The sequence below is a fragment of the Duganella fentianensis genome (assembly GCF_964031615.1).
Taxonomy (GTDB): Bacteria; Pseudomonadota; Gammaproteobacteria; order Burkholderiales; family Burkholderiaceae_D; genus Rugamonas; species Rugamonas fentianensis_A.
This window is the reverse complement of the sequence record NZ_CAXIQN010000003.1, coordinates 33,518-49,456: the sequence shown is the minus strand read 5'-3', so window position 1 is coordinate 49,456 and position 15,939 is coordinate 33,518. Positions and strand designations below refer to the sequence as shown.

Genomic DNA, 15,939 nt, shown 5'->3' with positions numbered 1-15,939 from the left:
GCGCCCCGCTCCTGCGCCCGCGCTGTTCCTCGAAAATGACTATGGAAACCATCGATACATTTCTGGATCGTCTGCTGCTCTGGCAGAAATTTGTTTTGCTGGCACTGATAGCGCTGGTGGTGGCGCTGATCCCCGCCACGCTGTATCTGCAACAGACCACTGCGACGATTGAAGCGGCGCAGACGGAAATCGAAGGCACGCAACCGGCTGCAGCGATTTTCAAGGTCATCCAGCTGACCCAGCAGCACCGCGGGCTAGCCGCGCTAGCGCTTGGCGGTGGCAATGAAGCGGGGGCCAAACGCAGCGCCAAACAGCAGCAGGTGGATCAGGCTTATGCGCGCATGGGCGAGCTGATCAGCAGCATGCGCGATCCGCAACTGGCGACGCAATGGGAACAGTTGCAGCAGCGCTGGCAAAGCCTGCGCACGACCATAGACGGCGCTCAGGTGACGGTGGCGCAAAGCTACCTGCTGCACACCAGCCTGATTTCGGGCCTGCTCGCAGTGAACGATATGGTGGCCGACCAGTACGGGTTGCAACTCGATGCCAATGTCGATAGCCATCAGCTGATTCAGGCCGTGTATTACCAGATGCCGTTTCTGGCAGAGGAAACTGGCCGGCTGCGCGCCATGGGAACGGCGCTGCTGAACCAGCATGAAGCCAGCCCGGAACAGCGCGCTGCGTTCGCTGGTGCGATTGCGCGTGTGCAGGACCGGCTGGAGCAGACCGGTGCCGCATTGCGTAAAGCGGGCGCGGCCAATTCTGCGCTGGCCAGTGCGCTGGCCGCGCCTTGGGAAAATGCCGAGCAGCAGACCCGTGCCATCATGGCACTGGCGAGCGAACGGATCGCGCAGGCCGCCACGCTGGACTATGCCTCGGGCGCCTATCTGGAACGCGCCACCAGCACCATCGATGCCCAGTTCGCGATTAACGGCGCGGCGGCGACGGCGCTGACCACCTTGCTGCAACAGCGTATCGATGCGCTGCATGCGCGTCGCTGGATGCTGTTCGCTGCCATGGCCGGGCTGATCACTGCAGCCGGACTGTTTGCCCGTCTGATCGCCCGTTCCGTCAGCCAGCCGCTGGTGCAGGCAGTGGAAATCACGCGGCGTATCGCACGCGGTGATCTGACGTCGCGCTTCCAGCCGGGCGGCCAGAGCGAAACCGCGCAGCTGATGCACGCGCTGCAGGAAATGAATCAGGGCTTGCTGAACATCGTTTCGAGTGTGCGTAGTAGTGTCGGTAACATCGATACGGCGTCGTGCGATATCTCCAGCGGTAATCTGGATCTGTCCAGCCGCACGGAAACCCAGGCTTCCAATCTGCAGCAGACGGCGGCGTCGATGGAACAGATCACGGCCACGGTGCGCCAGAGCGTGGACCATGCGCGCGAAGTGGATCAGCTGATCAGCGCAGCGGCCGGTGTAGCAGGGCGCGGCGGTGCTGTGGTGCAGCAGGTAGTGGGCACCATGGGCGAGATCAATCAGGCGGCGCGCCGCATCGTCGATATCACCAGCGTGATCGATGGGATTGCCTTCCAGACCAATCTGCTGGCGCTGAATGCGGCGGTGGAAGCGGCCCGTGCGGGTGAACAGGGACGTGGTTTTGCCGTGGTGGCAGGCGAAGTGCGTAATCTGGCGCAGCGCTCGGCGGCAGCGGCACGCGATATCAAACTGCTGATCGATAACAGCGTGCAGCGTATCGAAGCGGGGAATGCGCTGGCCGAACATGCGGGGCAGGCCATGACGGAAGTGGTGGGCAGCGTGCAGCGCATCAACGCCATCATGTCGCAGATGGTGCTGGCAGCGCAGGAGCAGAGCACGGGCATCGAGCAGGTGAATCTGGCCATTGCCCAGATCGATGAAATGACCCAGCAGAATGCCGCGCTGGTGGAACAATCGGCAGCAGCATCGGAATCGCTCAAAGAGCAGGCCGGTGCACTCAGCGATGCCGTGGCGGTGTTCACGCTGGAACGTGTACGGCCACAGCGCGCAGCATTGAGCTACGCCTGAACCGGCTGCGGTGCCTGCAGCAATTCGCTTAGTGCTGCGGCCGGCATGGCACGGGCGTACCACCAGCCTTGATACAGCTCGCAGCCCTGTTCGCGAAGGTAGGCCAGCTGGGCTGCATTTTCCACTCCCTCGGCCACCATTTTCAGATTGAAGCTGCGCGCCAGCCCGATGATGGCCTGGGCGATGGTGCAGTCATTGCAGTCGCCGGGTAAGCCCTGCACGAAGCTGCGGTCTATCTTGAGCTTGCTGACAGGCAGATCCTTGAGGCGGGTCAGCGAGGAATAGCCGGTGCCGAAATCATCGAGCGCGACACTGCAACCCAGCGCCACCAGCGCGGCGATCTGGTCGCGCGCCTGATCGGGACGGGCCATCACGACGGTTTCGGTAATTTCGATATCCAGCAAGGCGGCCGGCGCCCCCGTGCGCTGCAGTACGTCGGCCACCTGCCGGGCCAGATCGGGCTGATTGAACTGGTGGGCGGAAAAATTCACCGCCACGCGTAGCGGCGTGCCGGCCTGCTGCCACTGGCAGATCTGGCGGCAGGCCTGTTCCAGCACCCAGTCCGAGAGCGGCAAGATCAGTCCGGTGGCTTCGGCCACGGCCACAAAGCGCTCGGGCGCAACGGTGCCCAGTTGTTCGTCCTGCCAGCGCAGTAGCGCTTCTGCGCCCTGCAGCGCGCCGCTGTGCACATCGACCTGCGGCTGGTAATGCAGTTGCAGCCGGTTCTGTGCCAGCGCTTCTTTCAGGCGGGTGTGGATCAGCATGTCTTCGTGGGCGCGCGCATTCAGTTCGTGCGAATAGCAGGCGAAATGGCCACGGCCATTCTGCTTGGCCTGATACATGGCCATGTCGGCATAGCGCAGCAGGGTATCGGCATTGGCGGCATCATCGGGCAGGAAGGCGATACCTATGCTGGCGCCCGAATAGATCTGCTGATGGCGCAAGATGTAGGGCGCTTTCAGCACTTCCAGTAGCTTGGCGGCGACCCGCATGGCATCGTCAGGGCTACCCAGTTCGCTCAGCAGCACGGCGAACTCGTCGCCGCCCAGCCGCGCCAGTACATCGCCGCTACGCAGCGCTGACTGGATGCGCTTGCCAGCTTCGATCAGCACCGCATCGCCCACGCCGTGGCCGAAATTGTCGTTGATGGTCTTGAAGTGATCGAGGTCGAGAAACAGCAAGCTGAGCCGGCTGGCCTGGCGTCCGCTGCGCTGTGCCGCCTGTAGCAGCAGCGCCTTGAACAGGCGCCGGTTGGGCAGGCCGGTCAGGTCGTCATGGGTGGCCCGGTGCTGCAGCGAGCGTTCGAACGCATGCCGTTCGCTAAGGTCGTGCACATAGGCGATGGCATGGCGCTGGCTGCCTTCCTGCCAGTGCCCAAGCGAAATCTCGACGGGGCGCAGGCTGCCGTTGCTACACAGCAGTTCCAGTGCCGCTTCGCCCATGGCGCGTGTGCGCGGCTGGGCAAAATAACCGGCCATGGACACGCTGTGGCGCGCCCGCACGGCGGGCGGCAGCAGCATGGCCACGTTCTGGCCCACAAGCTGCTCTTGCTGGTAGCCGCTGAGTCTGAGCATGGCCGGATTGACCATCTGGATGATGCCGCTCTGGTCAACTCTGACGATGCCATCCGGTGCTGCATCGAAGGTCACCTGTTCGCGCCGCTGCTGGATGGCGAGGCGGCGCCGCGGCAGCAGCACCAGCTGACGTATTGCCATACTCACCAGCAGCATCAGCAGCAGGGCCAGCCAGTTGCCAGCATCAGGTGCCGCTGCTGCAGCGCCAGCGCAGCTAGCAGTGCGAGCAGCAGCGGCGTCACCCCCAGCGCTAGGCGGTGCCACAGCGTGCGCCGGCGTACGGCCGGGCGGCTGTGCTGCTTAATTTGCTGGTTCATGGGCTGCTTCATGTGCTGGCGTCGGCCAGTTGCAGTGGTGCGTGGGCGGCCCGTGCCAGTGCCGGACTGCGCCCGCTGCTGTCGAGCCGGAAGCGGGCGACCACTGCGCTCAGGGCGCTGGCCAGCTGGTCGAGCTGGGCCGAGGCATGGGTGGTCTGGTCGACCAGATGGGCATTTTGCTGGGTCACGCCATCCATTTCCACGATGGCCTGATTGATCTGCTCGATACCGGCGCGCTGCTCATCGCTGGCAATGGCAATGTCGCGGATCACGCTGCTGACCTGCTGCACGCTCTGCACGATGGCTTGCATGGCCGTGCCGGCTTCGCTCACCAGCTGCGAGCCAGCTTCCACTTGCGCCACCGAGGTGGCAATCAGCTGTTTGATCTCGCTGGCGGCTGCCGCCGAGCGCTGCGCCAGACTACGCACTTCGCCGGCCACCACGGCAAAGCCGCGTCCCTGCTCGCCGGCACGGGCCGCTTCCACGGCCGCATTCAGCGCCAGCAGATTGGTCTGGAAGGCGATGCCGTCGATCACGCCGGTAATATCGGCAATCCGGCGCGACGAATCATTGATGCTCTCCATGGTCTGCACCACGCGCTGTACCACGCTGCCGCCACGGTCGGCCAGCGTGCGGCTATCCGCCACCAGTGCGCTGGCCTGTGCCGTGTGGGCGGCGTTCTGCTGTACGGTGGCGGTTAGTTCCTCCATCGAGGTAGCAGTCTGCTGCAGGGCGCTGGCCTGATGTTCGGTGCGGGCGGACAGATCCACCGTGTCGGCCGCAATCCGCGCCGCCGCTGCGCTGATGCTGACCGTGCCCCGGCGTACCTGCTGCACGATGTCGGCCAGATTGACATTCATGCGCTGCATGGCATTGATCAGGTGAGCCGTTTCATCGCGGCCCTGACTGGCCTCGATACGCTGGCTCAGATCACCGTCGGCCACGAGATCCGCGCTGTTGACCGCCGTGCTGAGCGGGGCGGTAATGCTGCGCGTGATCATCCACGCGCTAGCAATGGCGAGCAGGGCGGCAGCGCCGGCCAGTAGCAGCATCATACGGGCGCCATCGGCGCTGGCCTGATGGGCATCGCTACCACCGAGTTCCATCAGCTTGCCGCCCAGTTGTACCAGTCCCTGCACGCGCTCGAAGTAGATCTGGCGCTGTTGTGCCATGGGGCCCAGCAGGACGGCGTGCGCGGCCGCACGGTCGCCGCTTTCGTACAGGCTGAGGAAGCGTTGCTGGCTTTGCAGATAGCTGGTGCGGGCTTCCTGCAGTTCGGTCAGGATGGCCCGTCCTTTGGGGGTGGTCAGCAAGCGGTCGAGCTGGGCAATGTAGCCGCCGACGCGCTCGCTGGTGGCTTTGATGGCATCCAGATCGCGCTGCTGCGCAGCCGGATCGCTCAGCAGTAGCAGGTTGCGCAGACGGATGGCATTGTCGCTGATGCCTTCCAGAATCTGGTTGGCATACACCACTTTGGGATAGCGGTCTTCCACGATCAGGCGGATGCTGTCATCGAGGGTGCTGAGACGGAACTGGGCCAGCAGGGTTATAGCGATCAGGAAAGCGACGATCAGGCCATAGCCTGCTGTCAGACGGGTACCGACTTTGAAATGGTTGAGTTGCATGTGAAGCTCCAGTGAACACGCACTGCCGCTGAGTTTTAGGGCAGTAGTTATCGAGCGGCAGGCTCAATGCGCTGCAGCTGGCTAACGAGGCGTGTTCAGGGCCTCAGGCAGGACCGTCAGGGGTAGGGACGGTTCCGTTAAGCTAGTTGTACCGTAATGTGGCGCACAGGTCAATTATTTTGATGCTGTACGTAAATCATCTGCACCAAGACTGAGCAGATTGCGGGCGTTGACCACCTCGTCTGCGAGTTCGGTCAGCTTGCGCCGCTGGCGCCGGGCGGCATCGCGCAGCAGATGGAAGGCGGCGGTGCGGCTGAGCTTGTATTCCATCATGACAATGCCGGTGGCGACATTCACGCTGCGCTCGCTATCTAGCGCCGTCTGCAACTGGCGCTGGCTACGCCGCAGCTCGTCCAGCTCGCTGGCGCGCGCCAGTGCCGATTCGATCACGGGTAGCAACTGCTGGACATCCTGCGGCTTGACCAGATAGGCTAGCGCGCCGCTGCGGGTGGCCTGCTCGACCATGGCCGCTTCGCCATAGGCACTGAGCATGAGGAAGGGGATGTGGTCTAATTGCGACAGCCGTTCGGCCAGTGCCAGTCCTCCTTGACCCTGCATACGGACGTCGAGGATGGCCAGATCGGGCCGCGCGCCCGTGGCTAGCCAGGCCTCGGCCTGTTCGGCCGATTCGGCGCAATCGACCTGATAGCCGGCATGGCGTAGGCCGGCCGCTGTGGTGCTGAGTACCAGCCGGTCATCTTCGACCAGCAGCAGGGTAGCTTTATGGTGGTGTGAGTTCATGATGGTTGCATCGTAGTGGAATGGAGTACGGGCGGCGCCAGCTGCAGGGTGGTGAGCACCTGTTGCTGCTGCTGGCTGAGGGTCAGGCTGGCACCGGCGCGCGGCATCAGCGCGTGCACCAGTTGCAGACCGCTATAGGGGTCGGGCGTGCTGGCTGGCAGCTCGGGTAGCTGGCCGTGGTTGCTGATGGTGATGATCACCTGTCCGCTCTGTTCGCCGTAGCGCAGTGCCAGTTCGACGCCGCCGTGGCTGCGACCGCTGTGTTTGGCCGCATTGAGTATCAGTTCGTTGAGGATCAGGGCGAGGGGCACGGCTTCGTCGTCAGCCACTGCGGTGGTCTGCCAGTGGGCGGGCAGGTCAACCCGGATGGCGGTCTGCCACAGGGCGCCGACTTCGGCGGCAATTTCGCTGCACAGTTCGCACAGGTGGATGGTGCCATCGGCCGCGCGGCCGCGCAGACCGTGTACCACGGACATGCCTTTAACCTGCGAGATGGCATGGGTGATGGGTTCTTCCAGTTGCGGATGCTTGTAGGTGAACTGGCGCAGGATGCCGGTAATGCCCTGCAGATTGTTCTTGATGCGGTGGTGCACTTCCCGTACCAGCACATCGCGGTGCGCCGCTTCCTGCTGCAGGCGCAGAGTTTCGCGCTGGTAGCTTTCGGTGACATCGATCAGGTGGCAGACGTAGTGGGTGACTTCGCCGCGCTGGCTGTAGACGGCACTGGTGGTGCCGCGCGCATAGAAGTCCTGGCCGTCGCGCCGGCGTAGCCAAACATCGTCGCGGCACACCCCGTCCTTGCGGGTGGTGCGCCACATGGCTTCGTAATAGCCTTGCGGCTGTCGCGGTGAGCGCAGCAGGTTGATGGGCTGGCCGCAGGCTTCGCTTTGCGGCCAGCCGGTGATCTCGGCGAAAGCCTGATTGACGCGCAGGATGCGCAGGCCGGCGTCGAGCACGGCGATGCCGGCCTGCGCTTCGAACGCGATGGCAGCAATGCGCAGCGCCTCTTCGGTCTGTTTGCGCTCGGTGATATCGATGGAAATCCCGCACATGGCATAGATGTCGCCGGCCTGATTGCGTAGCGGCAGTTTGACGCTCTGGTAAATCGCGGCGCGGCCATTGCGCCGGTCCACTGTCGGTTCTTCCACCCGTAAGGTGGTGCCATGCTGCCAGACTGTCTGCTCGTGCTGGCGTAACATGGCGACACTGGCCGAGCTGAAAAAATCTTCATCGCGCAGACTCGGTACCTGCGCCAGGCTGCACTGGAACAGTGTGCGCACGCGCCGGTTGGCATACAGGTAGCGGCCTTCACGGTCTTTCAGGTACACATAGCTGTCGGCATGGTCGAGGATGTCGGCCAGTTTGCGTTCGCTCTGCTGTAAAGCCGTTTCACGCTGATTGATGGCGCTCAGCAGGCCGTTGAAGGCGATGAACAGGCGGCCAATTTCGTCGTCGCGCTGCACGCTCAGTGCCTGCAGCGGAGCAGCACTGGCGCGCATCTGGGTCAGTGTGCTGATGGCGTCCATCAAGGGTGCCAGCTGGCGCCGCAAGGTCCACCAGGTGAGCGCGCCCAGCATCAGGGCGAACACCACGGTGGCCAGTAACAAATGGCGCTGCATGCTGGCGACAGGCGCGAAAGCATCGCTGGTGGGCAAAGCCGCCGCGACATACCAGTGCGCCAGTACACTGCGCTGGGCCGACGCCAGCACTTCCGTGCCGCTGCTGTTGCGGGTCACGCCCGAGCCTTGTGCGCCGCCGACGAAGCTGTCGATCAGCTTGCTTTGTCCCGCTGGCGGCACATGACCCAGCACATAGGCGGGATTGGTGGCGGCGATGACCAGTCGCTGTTCCGGCTCCACCACCATATAGCCACCACTACCGCCATAGCCGGCTGCCAGCAGGCGGCTGAGAAAGTTGCTGTTGCGCAGATTAGTAAAGCCCGTCAGTGTGGCATAGCGCTGGCCGTCGTCGTTCAGCAGCGGGACCGACATGGGTAGCAGTCCAGTTAGCATGCTGGTGGCATGCACGGCGACGCGGCGCTGGTTCAGCGAGGCTGGTAACTGAACCGGTGGCGGCGGGTGGGCGCCGGGGCTAGCAGCCGCGCTGAGCAGCATTTTCCCCTGCAGGTCATGGATCTGCAGTCCCCCGTCGAACAGATTGCCCTTGTCTAGTTGTTCCAGTAACTGGCGCAGTTGCTCCGGACGGGCCAGCATGGCCGGCTCTATGCTGAGGGCAATGTGGCCGAGGCTGTTACCTTGTTCGTTGATGGCGCCATCGAGCGAAGCGGCGACCACTTTCACGGCCGAAAGTTGCTGCATGCCCAGCATGCGTTCCATATCCTGTTGCAGTACCTGGATGGAAAAGTAGGATAGCGACCACAGTCCCAGCAGGCTGAGCGCGAGCATGGTGACGGTCAGACGGGTTTTGAGCGTGTGCCTTTGCATTGTTTAACGGAGCCACGGCAGGTAGGGGGCGCGTGGTTTGATTCTTTATAAATAATGGGCTTTATTTTTTGGAAATAATTTGACCCAACTCAAATATACAGGACGTAGTGCAAACATGATCTGCTGATTGCCGTTTAAATGTGACAGCGTGGGCGTAAGTGTGGCTACGGCTTCTTGTTTGTGCATGATCTTTCAAATTTTCACGGAAATATAGATTATTTTTGCGTTTACTTTCTTGTTTGTGCACGTTATCATCGCTTCATGAATGAGATTCCCGCTACCCGACGTGAACACATCCTGCACCGGCTGGAGCAGGGGCAGTCTGTGAACGCTGCCGCGCTGGCGGCTGAATTTGCCGTTTCCGAAGACGCTATCCGGCGCGATCTGCGCGCGCTGGCGACGCTGGGGCTGTGCCGGCGCGTATATGGTGGTGCGCTGCCGCTGTCGCCGGCCGTTGCGCCCATGGCCGAGCGCATCCACCATGTACCGCAACGCAAAGCTGCGCTGGCACGGGTGGGGGCTGCGCTGGTGCAGCCCGGCGAACTGGTGCTGCTTGATAATGGCAGCAGCAATCTGGCGCTGGTGCCACTGCTGCCCGCCGCCAGTGCCATCACCGTGGTCACTAATTCAATCACCATTGCGGCTGCCGTGCTGCAGCGCTCCGATCTGCAACTGCTAATGCTGGGCGGGAGCGTGGACGCCCACGTGGGCGGCTGCATCGACGCGATCGCCTTGCGCCAGCTGGCCGACCTGAATCCGGATCGCTGTTTCCTTGGCGCCTGCGCTTTCTCGGCCGAGCAGGGTATCAGCGCCTTCCATCTGGCCGATGCTCAGTTTAAGCAGGCCGCGCTGGCGGCTGCCCGCCACAGTGTGGTGCTGCTCACCAGCGAGAAATTGCAGACCCGTGCGCCATTCCGTGTGTGTGCCAGCGCGGCAATCGAGTGCTACGTGCTGGAGGCCGATGCGCCGGACGTCAGTGCGCAGGCGCTGGAGCAGGGCGGCAGCATGGTGCGGCGCGCCGCTGCACTGCCTATATCAACCTAGACTAACAAGGATATTTCGTGGCTCCTGTATCCGATGCCGCTGCGCGGCTCGCTACCCGTGTGTTATTTCTCGTGGCTGGTTTCGGCTATTCCTGCTGGGCCCCGTTGATTCCGCTGACCAAAGCGCGGTTGGGGCTCGATGAACACCTACTGGGCTTGCTGCTGCTGTGCATAGGCGTAGGTTCGATACTGGCCATGGCGCTAACGGGCGCGCTGGCCGTACGCTATGGCACGCGGCCGCTGCTGATCGTCAGTGGCTTCGGCTTTGCCGGGGCACTGGCGGCCTTGCCGCTGGCACCGTCCGTGCTGGCGCTGGGCATCAATCTGCTCGCTTTTGGTGCCACGCTGGGGGCGCTCGATGTCGCCATGAACATGCATGCCGTAGAAGTGGAGAAGCGTGCCGGTGTGGCGCTGATGTCGGGCTTCCATGCGCTATTCAGCGTGGGCGGCTTTGCCGGTTCTGCCGTGATGACGCTGCTGCTGTCGCAGCAACTGGCAACGCTGTCGGCCAGCCTGCTGTGCGGCGCAGTGATGGTGCTGGCCATGCTGCTGGCCACACCGCGCATCCTGCGCGATGGCGGTGGCGTGGGGGGCACCATGTTTGCGTTGCCGCGCGGCGTGGTGCTGGGCATCGCACTGCTAACCTGCATCACCTTTCTGGTGGAGGGCGCGCTGCTGGACTGGGGCGCGCTGCTGCTGACGCAGCAAGGCCTGTTCGCGCTCGAGCAGGCTGGTAGCGGTTACATTGTGTTTTCGATTGCCATGACGATTGCCCGCTTCAGCGGCGACTTTGTGGCCACCCGTCTCGGCGATCAGCGCACCTTGCTGGTGGGCGGCGTGATTGCGCTGGCCGGTTTCGCCGTGCTGCTCACGGCGGTAACGGCGCCGCTGGCACTGACAGGCTTCGGCCTGATCGGACTGGGTTGCGCCAACATCGTGCCCGTGCTGTTCCGCCGTGGCGCTAACCAGCAGGTGATGCCGGCCGGCCTGGCAATTGCCGCGATTTCTACCACGGCCTATGCGGGCATACTGGTGGGGCCAGCCTGCATCGGCTTCATTGCCCAGCAGGTCGGGCTGACGCACGCGTTCTGGCTGCTGGCAGCTCTGCTGGCATGTGTGCCCGCTTCCGCGCTGTGGCTGGTCAGGGGGCGGCCGGCTGCGGCATAATCGGTGCACGAGATTCCGGCCAGCGCCGAGACCGAGCGGAGACATACGATGCAACTGATCGCCAGCAAGCAGGGCAAGTACGATAAATACGACCAGCTACGCTGCGTGCGCAGCGATGGCAGCACGACCAGTACCATGATGCCGCGGCAGGGTGTGCTGCCGCACGATCTGATTCATTATGTGGTCGAGACTGCGCTGGCCTACCGTCACGGCTTTCTGGGCATGGTGGCCGCAGGGGCGGATATCAGCTTCGCCATGGAGCAAAGCCATGCCTACGATAATCCGGCGCTGGCGCAGCAGGCCACCCATGCCGAAGCCATCGTCGAGAGCCTGCAGGCACAGTTGTGGAGCGGGGCGTTCGATCAGGCCATGTTTGATGCGGGACTGGAAAGTGCCTGCGCCATGCGTGGCTGTGCTGCGCCTGTACTGGGCAATGCGGGCGGCGCGCAGGCACTCTACGATGCCGCGCTAGTGATGGCGCAGCGCTGGCAGCAGCTAGCCTACTTCAGCACACTGGAACTGGCATTCCTGCCAGCCTAGCTGTAGTCCGCGATACTCGATAGCACGTGCTGCTTGAAGGCGGCGGCCAGTGGCGAGAGTTTTTTGCTGGCAGGATGGACGATGTGCCACGCCGAAGGTAGCGGAAAGCCTGCGACATTGATCACGCTGACGCCGTGCTCCTTCTGATGCCCATGCAGCGCATGGCGCGACACCACGCCGATGCCCAGTCCACCGGCGACAGATTCTTTCACCGCTTCGTTGCTGCCTAGTTCCAGCCGTATATTCGGACGGAATTTCTCGGCGCGGAAAAACTGGTCGGCCGCCATGCGCGTGCCGGAACCGGATTCGCGCAGGATAAAGCGGCGCTCGGCCAGATCCTGCAGCGTGACCTTGCGCTGGCGCGCCAGCGCGTCATCGCTGGCGACGATTACCACGATAGGGTTGGGCAGGAAGCTCTGGTCGGCCAGATCCATTTCCGCTGGCGGCATGGACATGATGTACAGGTCGTCCAGATTGTCACGCAGGCGCTGCACCACGCCGTCACGGTTGAGGATCTCCAGCGAAACGTCAATGGCCGGATGGCGGTTGCAGAAGCTGCCGATCAGGCGTGGCATGAAGTATTTGGCGGTGCTCACCACGGCCACCCGCAGCTTGCCGCGCGATAGTCCCTTGATGCCATCTACCTGCTGCTCGAAGTCGTCCCACGTGCGGGCGATGGCGCGCGCTGTTTCGGCGAGTTCCTGTCCCACCTGCGTCAGATGGACTTTTTTGCCGATCACGTCGTATAGCGGCAGGCCGACCGAATCGCTAATTTCGCGCAACTGCATGGAAGCAGTCGGCTGGGTCACATGCATGGCACGGGCAGCCGCACTGACGCTGCCCGTTTCAGCCAGTGCCAGAAACAGCCGCAATTGCCGGAAAGTGATATTCATAGAGTTTTATCTATGGATGTGAATGTAAGAATCGATTTTACATGATATTAGAGTTTTCCTAGAATGCAGGCCAAGGAGAAAACCATGCAAAACATCCTCGATCCCGCCATTCTGTTCTTTGTCTTCGGCGTGCTGGCCGGTGCCGTACGCTCCAATCTTGAAATTCCGCCCGCTATCTCGCGCTTCCTGTCGTTGTATCTGCTGATGGCGCTGGGCCTGAAGGGCGGCTTTGCCTTGTCTCATTCCGGCCTGACGGCGTCAGTGGGTCTCAGTCTGGCGGCGGCGGTGGCGCTGGCGATTGCCGTGCCGCTGATCGGCTATAACATCTTGCGCCGCTTTGTGTCCGGCTTTGATGCGGCCGCTGTTGCCGCCACTTACGGTTCCGTCAGCGCGGTGACCTTCGTCACGGCGGTGCAGTATCTGGAAAATCAGCAGGTGGCGTATGGTGGTCACATGGCTGCAGCGATGGCGCTGATGGAGTCGCCCGCCATCATCATGGCCATCGTGTTCGCGAATAGCCTGCGCCAGCAGGCCAGTGCCACGGCTACGGTCAGCGCTGTCATGCCGCCGGGCGGCGCGGCGGTACTGAGCGGCCCCGGCGCGACGCTGGCGGCTGGTGCCGGCAGTGCTACGGGCGGCAAGCACGGTGTTTCGGTCGGCAAGATCCTGCACGAATCGTTCACGGACGGTGCGCAGTTGCTGCTGCTAGGTGCAATGGTGGTGGGTATCGTCACTGGCGACGCCGGCAAGGCCGCCATGCAGCCGTTCTCGGGCGACCTGTTCAAAGGCATGCTGTCGTTCTTCCTGCTGGATATGGGCCTGATGGCGGCACGTAATCTGATGCAGATTCGCGGCAAATCGCCCGTGCTGGTTGCGTATGCCGTACTGGGGCCGCTGCTGCATGCCACGCTGGCACTGACGCTGGCCGTACTGCTGCATCTGCCGACTGGCGACGCGGCGCTGTTGATGGTGCTGGCCGCCAGCGCGTCCTACATCGCCGTGCCAGCCGTGCTGCGTTATGCCATGCCGGAAGCCACGCCCTCGCTGTATTTCGGCCTGAGTCTGGGGGTGACCTTCCCGCTGAATATCCTGTTCGGGATTCCCCTGTATGTGGCAGTAGCCCGCGCCGTGCTGGGCTAGCGCGCAGGTGTTAAGGGCGCTGCTGGCGATAGCTGTGCGCCAGCAGCAGCGCCAGCGCGGCCGAGGCCGTGCGCGCTTCGGCCGGATCGGCGCGACTGGTCAGGGCGATTGGTACGGTAGCGCCCAGCACCACGCCGCAGGCAGCGGCGCCGGCCAGATACTCCAGCTGTTTGGCCAGCAGATTGCCCGCTTCCAGATCAGGCGCGATCAGAATGTCGGCATGGCCGGCCACGCCCGAAGTAATGCCTTTGGCACGGGCAGCCGCAGGCGAAATGGCATTATCGAAGGCCAGCGGGCCATCCAGTTCGCCGCCCGTGATCTGTCCCCGTTCGGCCATCTTGCACAGGGCTGCGGCATCGAGCGTGGAGGGGATTTTCGGCGTGACGGTTTCCACTGCCGACAGAATCGCCACTTTGGGCGAGGGCGTACCTAGTGCATGTGCCAGCGTGATGGCGTTGCGGACAATGTCGACTTTCTCGTTCAGGTCAGGCTGGATGTGCAGCGCGCCATCGGAGATCAGCAGCACTTTGTCGTACATCGGCACTTCCAGCCGGAACACGTGCGACAGGCGCGATTTGGTACGCAGCGCCGGTTCGGCCAGCACGGCGCTGATCAGTTCATCCGTGTGCAGGCTGCCCTTCATCAGCATTTCCACGTCGCCGCTGGCCGCCAGTTTTACCGCGCGTGCTGCGGCAGCGTGGCTGTAGGGGACATCCACCAGTTCCACATCCTGCAGCGACAGGCCGTTGTCGGCCGCCACCGCCTGTATCTTCTGCTGCGGGCCGATCAGCACGGGCACGATCAGGCCTTTATGGCCCGCTTCCAGCGCACCGCGCAGCGAGGCGGCATCGCATGGATGTACTACGGCGCAGCGCACGGCAGGCAGGCTGGCCACGCTGGCCAGCAGGCTGGTGTACTGGTGGCGCGACGGCATGTACAGCGGCGGCAACTGGGTGCGCGGACGGCGTACTTTTTCCGTCGGCGCGATCACTGTGGCGAGGCCGGACAGCACCACTGCGCCATTCTGATTCTTGATTTCGCAGTCCAGCGTGACGTGCTTCTTTTCGTCTTCCTTGCTGGCTACGGTAGCCGTGATGCGCAGTTCGTCGCCGATGCGTACGGGCTTGAGAAACTTCAGGGTCTGGCCCAGATAGATGGTGCCGGGACCGGGCAGCACGGTACCCAGCAGGCGCGAGATCAGCGCCGCGCCCCACATGCCGTGCGCGATCACGCCATGGAACAGGGTGTGATCGGCATATTCGGTATCCACGTGGGCGGGGTTGATATCGCCCGATACCGCTGCGAAGGCAGCGATATCGTTTTCCGTCAGGGTGCGGCAGAGCCGCGCGCTCTGACCGACGCTCAGTTCAGCGTAAGTGATGTTCTCGATGAAGTCTGGTTCAGGGTGGGCATCACGTACGACGTCGGTCATTGCTAGGCCTTTCGGTTAAGCCGGATCAGTGGGTCATCAGAACCGGCAGGTTCATATGTTTGAGCACATCGCGCGTAGCGCCGCCCAGTGCAATTTCACGCAGGCGCGAGTGGCCATAGCCGCCCATCACCAGCAGGTCTGCATTCAGCTCGGCGGCCAGTTCCAGCAGCGCCGTACCGATAGGCTGTTTGGTGGATTTCTGCACCACTTCCACTTTCACACCCTGACGGGCCAGATAGGTGGCCATATCGGCACCCGGTTGCTGGCCATGTGCCGCGTAATGCTCGGTACCGTTGAACACGGCCAGCGTGGCTTTACCGGCGCGCTGCAACAGCGGCAGGGCAGCGTTGATGGCACGTGCAGCTTGCTGGCCACCATCCCATGCCAGCAGCGGTGCTTTACCGACCTGCTCGACTTTGGTAGCGGTCGGTACGATCAGCACTGGTTTGCCACCATGCAGCATGACGTATTGTAGTACGGCCGATGGCGTACCGCTGGCATCGCCTTGTGGCATGACCAGCAAGTCGGCATAACGGGCCTGCATCACCAGCGCGTAGTCCGGCGTGTCGTCGATGCGGCGGGCTTCGTAGGAGGAAACGCCATTAGCCTGGGCCTGTTTGGTGAAGTCGGCCAGCAGTGCGTCGGCCTTTTCCGTCAGTGCGCCCATATCGGTGGGCAGGGCGACCATGCCCGCAACGGCAGCATTGCACTGGGCGATAGCCTGATCGGCACCGCTCAGAGCAAAACCTACCAGATGTGCTTCATTGTCGTTGGCAAGCTGGGACGCCAGGCGGACGCCATTGGCTACTGCGTCGGGTAAGTCGGCTTGTACCAAGATGGTCTTGTAAGACATGACATTTCCTTCCGTGAGTGGGTATGGATGGAAGCGGGACGCTCCGATCACATGCCACTATCGTATGGATTTAGCACAAAAAAATGATTGATTCAGAT

The 15,939-nt window shown here is 62.9% G+C and carries 13 protein-coding genes; 5 read left to right on the top strand and 8 right to left on the bottom strand.

Annotated elements, in window-relative coordinates:
• Positions 1–41 precede the first annotated feature (41 nt).
• Positions 42–2,012 carry a methyl-accepting chemotaxis protein gene (locus ABNT42_RS01165; protein WP_348692893.1) on the top strand — a complete coding sequence of 657 codons (1,971 nt, stop codon included), beginning with the start codon at positions 42–44 and terminating at the stop codon, positions 2,010–2,012.
• Here the strand turns inward: ABNT42_RS01165 and ABNT42_RS01160 are convergent.
• The 5 genes from ABNT42_RS01160 to ABNT42_RS01140 all read right to left on the bottom strand — a co-directional run bounded on the left by ABNT42_RS01160 (position 2,003) and on the right by ABNT42_RS01140 (position 8,773).
• On the bottom strand, positions 2,003–3,727 hold the full coding sequence (locus tag ABNT42_RS01160; protein ID WP_348692890.1) for an EAL domain-containing protein: 1,725 nt from the start codon (positions 3,725–3,727) through the stop codon (positions 2,003–2,005). The two genes, ABNT42_RS01165 and ABNT42_RS01160, sit on opposite strands and share 10 nt — an antisense overlap.
• Positions 3,728–3,741: 14 nt before the next feature.
• A complete protein-coding gene (locus ABNT42_RS01155; RefSeq protein WP_348692887.1) occupies positions 3,742–3,903 on the bottom strand; it encodes a hypothetical protein in 162 nt (53 codons plus the stop codon).
• A gap of 8 nt (positions 3,904–3,911) precedes the next feature.
• Complete coding sequence (locus tag ABNT42_RS01150) at positions 3,912–5,528, bottom strand: methyl-accepting chemotaxis protein (protein WP_348692885.1); 1,617 nt, start codon at positions 5,526–5,528, stop codon at positions 3,912–3,914.
• Positions 5,529–5,702: 174 nt separating this feature from the next.
• Positions 5,703–6,329 carry a response regulator gene (locus ABNT42_RS01145; protein WP_348692881.1) on the bottom strand — a complete coding sequence of 209 codons (627 nt, stop codon included), beginning with the start codon at positions 6,327–6,329 and terminating at the stop codon, positions 5,703–5,705.
• Positions 6,326–8,773 (bottom strand): PAS domain S-box protein, encoded by a 2,448-nt coding sequence (locus ABNT42_RS01140; protein ID WP_348692878.1) that lies wholly within the window; start codon positions 8,771–8,773, stop codon positions 6,326–6,328. Before ABNT42_RS01140 ends, ABNT42_RS01145 begins: the two co-directional genes overlap by 4 nt.
• Before the next feature lie 261 nt (positions 8,774–9,034).
• Here ABNT42_RS01140 and ABNT42_RS01135 point away from each other — a divergent pair, with 261 nt between their 5' ends.
• From ABNT42_RS01135 to ABNT42_RS01125, 3 genes are read left to right on the top strand one after another with little or no spacing between them, the layout of a single operon-like run.
• Positions 9,035–9,817, top strand: a complete 783-nt coding sequence (locus tag ABNT42_RS01135; RefSeq protein WP_348692875.1) for a DeoR/GlpR family DNA-binding transcription regulator — start codon at positions 9,035–9,037, stop codon at positions 9,815–9,817.
• 17 nt (positions 9,818–9,834) lie between these two features.
• Positions 9,835–10,983, top strand: a complete 1,149-nt coding sequence (locus ABNT42_RS01130) for an MFS transporter (RefSeq protein WP_348692872.1) — start codon at positions 9,835–9,837, stop codon at positions 10,981–10,983.
• Between the two features lie 48 nt (positions 10,984–11,031).
• Positions 11,032–11,523, top strand: coding sequence for a hypothetical protein (locus ABNT42_RS01125; protein ID WP_348692870.1), 492 nt, complete (start codon positions 11,032–11,034; stop codon positions 11,521–11,523).
• Here ABNT42_RS01125 and ABNT42_RS01120 read toward each other — a convergent pair.
• On the bottom strand, positions 11,520–12,416 hold the full coding sequence (locus ABNT42_RS01120; RefSeq protein ID WP_348692866.1) for a LysR family transcriptional regulator: 897 nt from the start codon (positions 12,414–12,416) through the stop codon (positions 11,520–11,522). The two genes, ABNT42_RS01125 and ABNT42_RS01120, sit on opposite strands and share 4 nt — an antisense overlap.
• An 84-nt stretch (positions 12,417–12,500) precedes the next feature.
• On the opposite strand from ABNT42_RS01120, the gene ABNT42_RS01115 reads away from it, so the two are divergent.
• Positions 12,501–13,556 carry a sodium-dependent bicarbonate transport family permease gene (locus ABNT42_RS01115; protein WP_348692863.1) on the top strand — a complete coding sequence of 352 codons (1,056 nt, stop codon included), beginning with the start codon at positions 12,501–12,503 and terminating at the stop codon, positions 13,554–13,556.
• Positions 13,557–13,566: 10 nt separating this feature from the next.
• On the opposite strand, the gene ABNT42_RS01110 is transcribed toward ABNT42_RS01115, so the two are convergent.
• Both ABNT42_RS01110 and ABNT42_RS01105 read right to left on the bottom strand, forming a co-directional pair.
• Positions 13,567–14,988, bottom strand: coding sequence for a bifunctional enoyl-CoA hydratase/phosphate acetyltransferase (locus ABNT42_RS01110; RefSeq protein ID WP_348692860.1), 1,422 nt, complete (start codon positions 14,986–14,988; stop codon positions 13,567–13,569).
• Positions 14,989–15,013: 25 nt separating this feature from the next.
• Positions 15,014–15,841, bottom strand: a complete 828-nt coding sequence (locus ABNT42_RS01105; RefSeq protein ID WP_348692858.1) for a universal stress protein — start codon at positions 15,839–15,841, stop codon at positions 15,014–15,016.
• Between the last annotated feature and the right edge of the window lie 98 nt (positions 15,842–15,939).

Bases quoted from the DNA above. Each gene is read 5' to 3' on its own strand.
- ABNT42_RS01165 (WP_348692893.1), top strand. From the start codon at position 42: ATGGAAACCATCGATACATTTCTGGATCGTCTGCTGCTCTGGCAGAAA.
- ABNT42_RS01160 (WP_348692890.1), bottom strand. From the start codon at position 3,727: ATGGCAATACGTCAGCTGGTGCTGCTGCCGCGGCGCCGCCTCGCCATC.
- ABNT42_RS01155 (WP_348692887.1), bottom strand. From the start codon at position 3,903: ATGAACCAGCAAATTAAGCAGCACAGCCGCCCGGCCGTACGCCGGCGC.
- ABNT42_RS01150 (WP_348692885.1), bottom strand. From the start codon at position 5,528: ATGCAACTCAACCATTTCAAAGTCGGTACCCGTCTGACAGCAGGCTAT.
- ABNT42_RS01145 (WP_348692881.1), bottom strand. From the start codon at position 6,329: ATGAACTCACACCACCATAAAGCTACCCTGCTGCTGGTCGAAGATGAC.
- ABNT42_RS01140 (WP_348692878.1), bottom strand. From the start codon at position 8,773: ATGCAAAGGCACACGCTCAAAACCCGTCTGACCGTCACCATGCTCGCG.
- ABNT42_RS01135 (WP_348692875.1), top strand. From the start codon at position 9,035: ATGAATGAGATTCCCGCTACCCGACGTGAACACATCCTGCACCGGCTG.
- ABNT42_RS01125 (WP_348692870.1), top strand. From the start codon at position 11,032: ATGCAACTGATCGCCAGCAAGCAGGGCAAGTACGATAAATACGACCAG.
- ABNT42_RS01120 (WP_348692866.1), bottom strand. From the start codon at position 12,416: ATGAATATCACTTTCCGGCAATTGCGGCTGTTTCTGGCACTGGCTGAA.
- ABNT42_RS01115 (WP_348692863.1), top strand. From the start codon at position 12,501: ATGCAAAACATCCTCGATCCCGCCATTCTGTTCTTTGTCTTCGGCGTG.
- ABNT42_RS01110 (WP_348692860.1), bottom strand. From the start codon at position 14,988: ATGACCGACGTCGTACGTGATGCCCACCCTGAACCAGACTTCATCGAG.
- ABNT42_RS01105 (WP_348692858.1), bottom strand. From the start codon at position 15,841: ATGTCTTACAAGACCATCTTGGTACAAGCCGACTTACCCGACGCAGTA.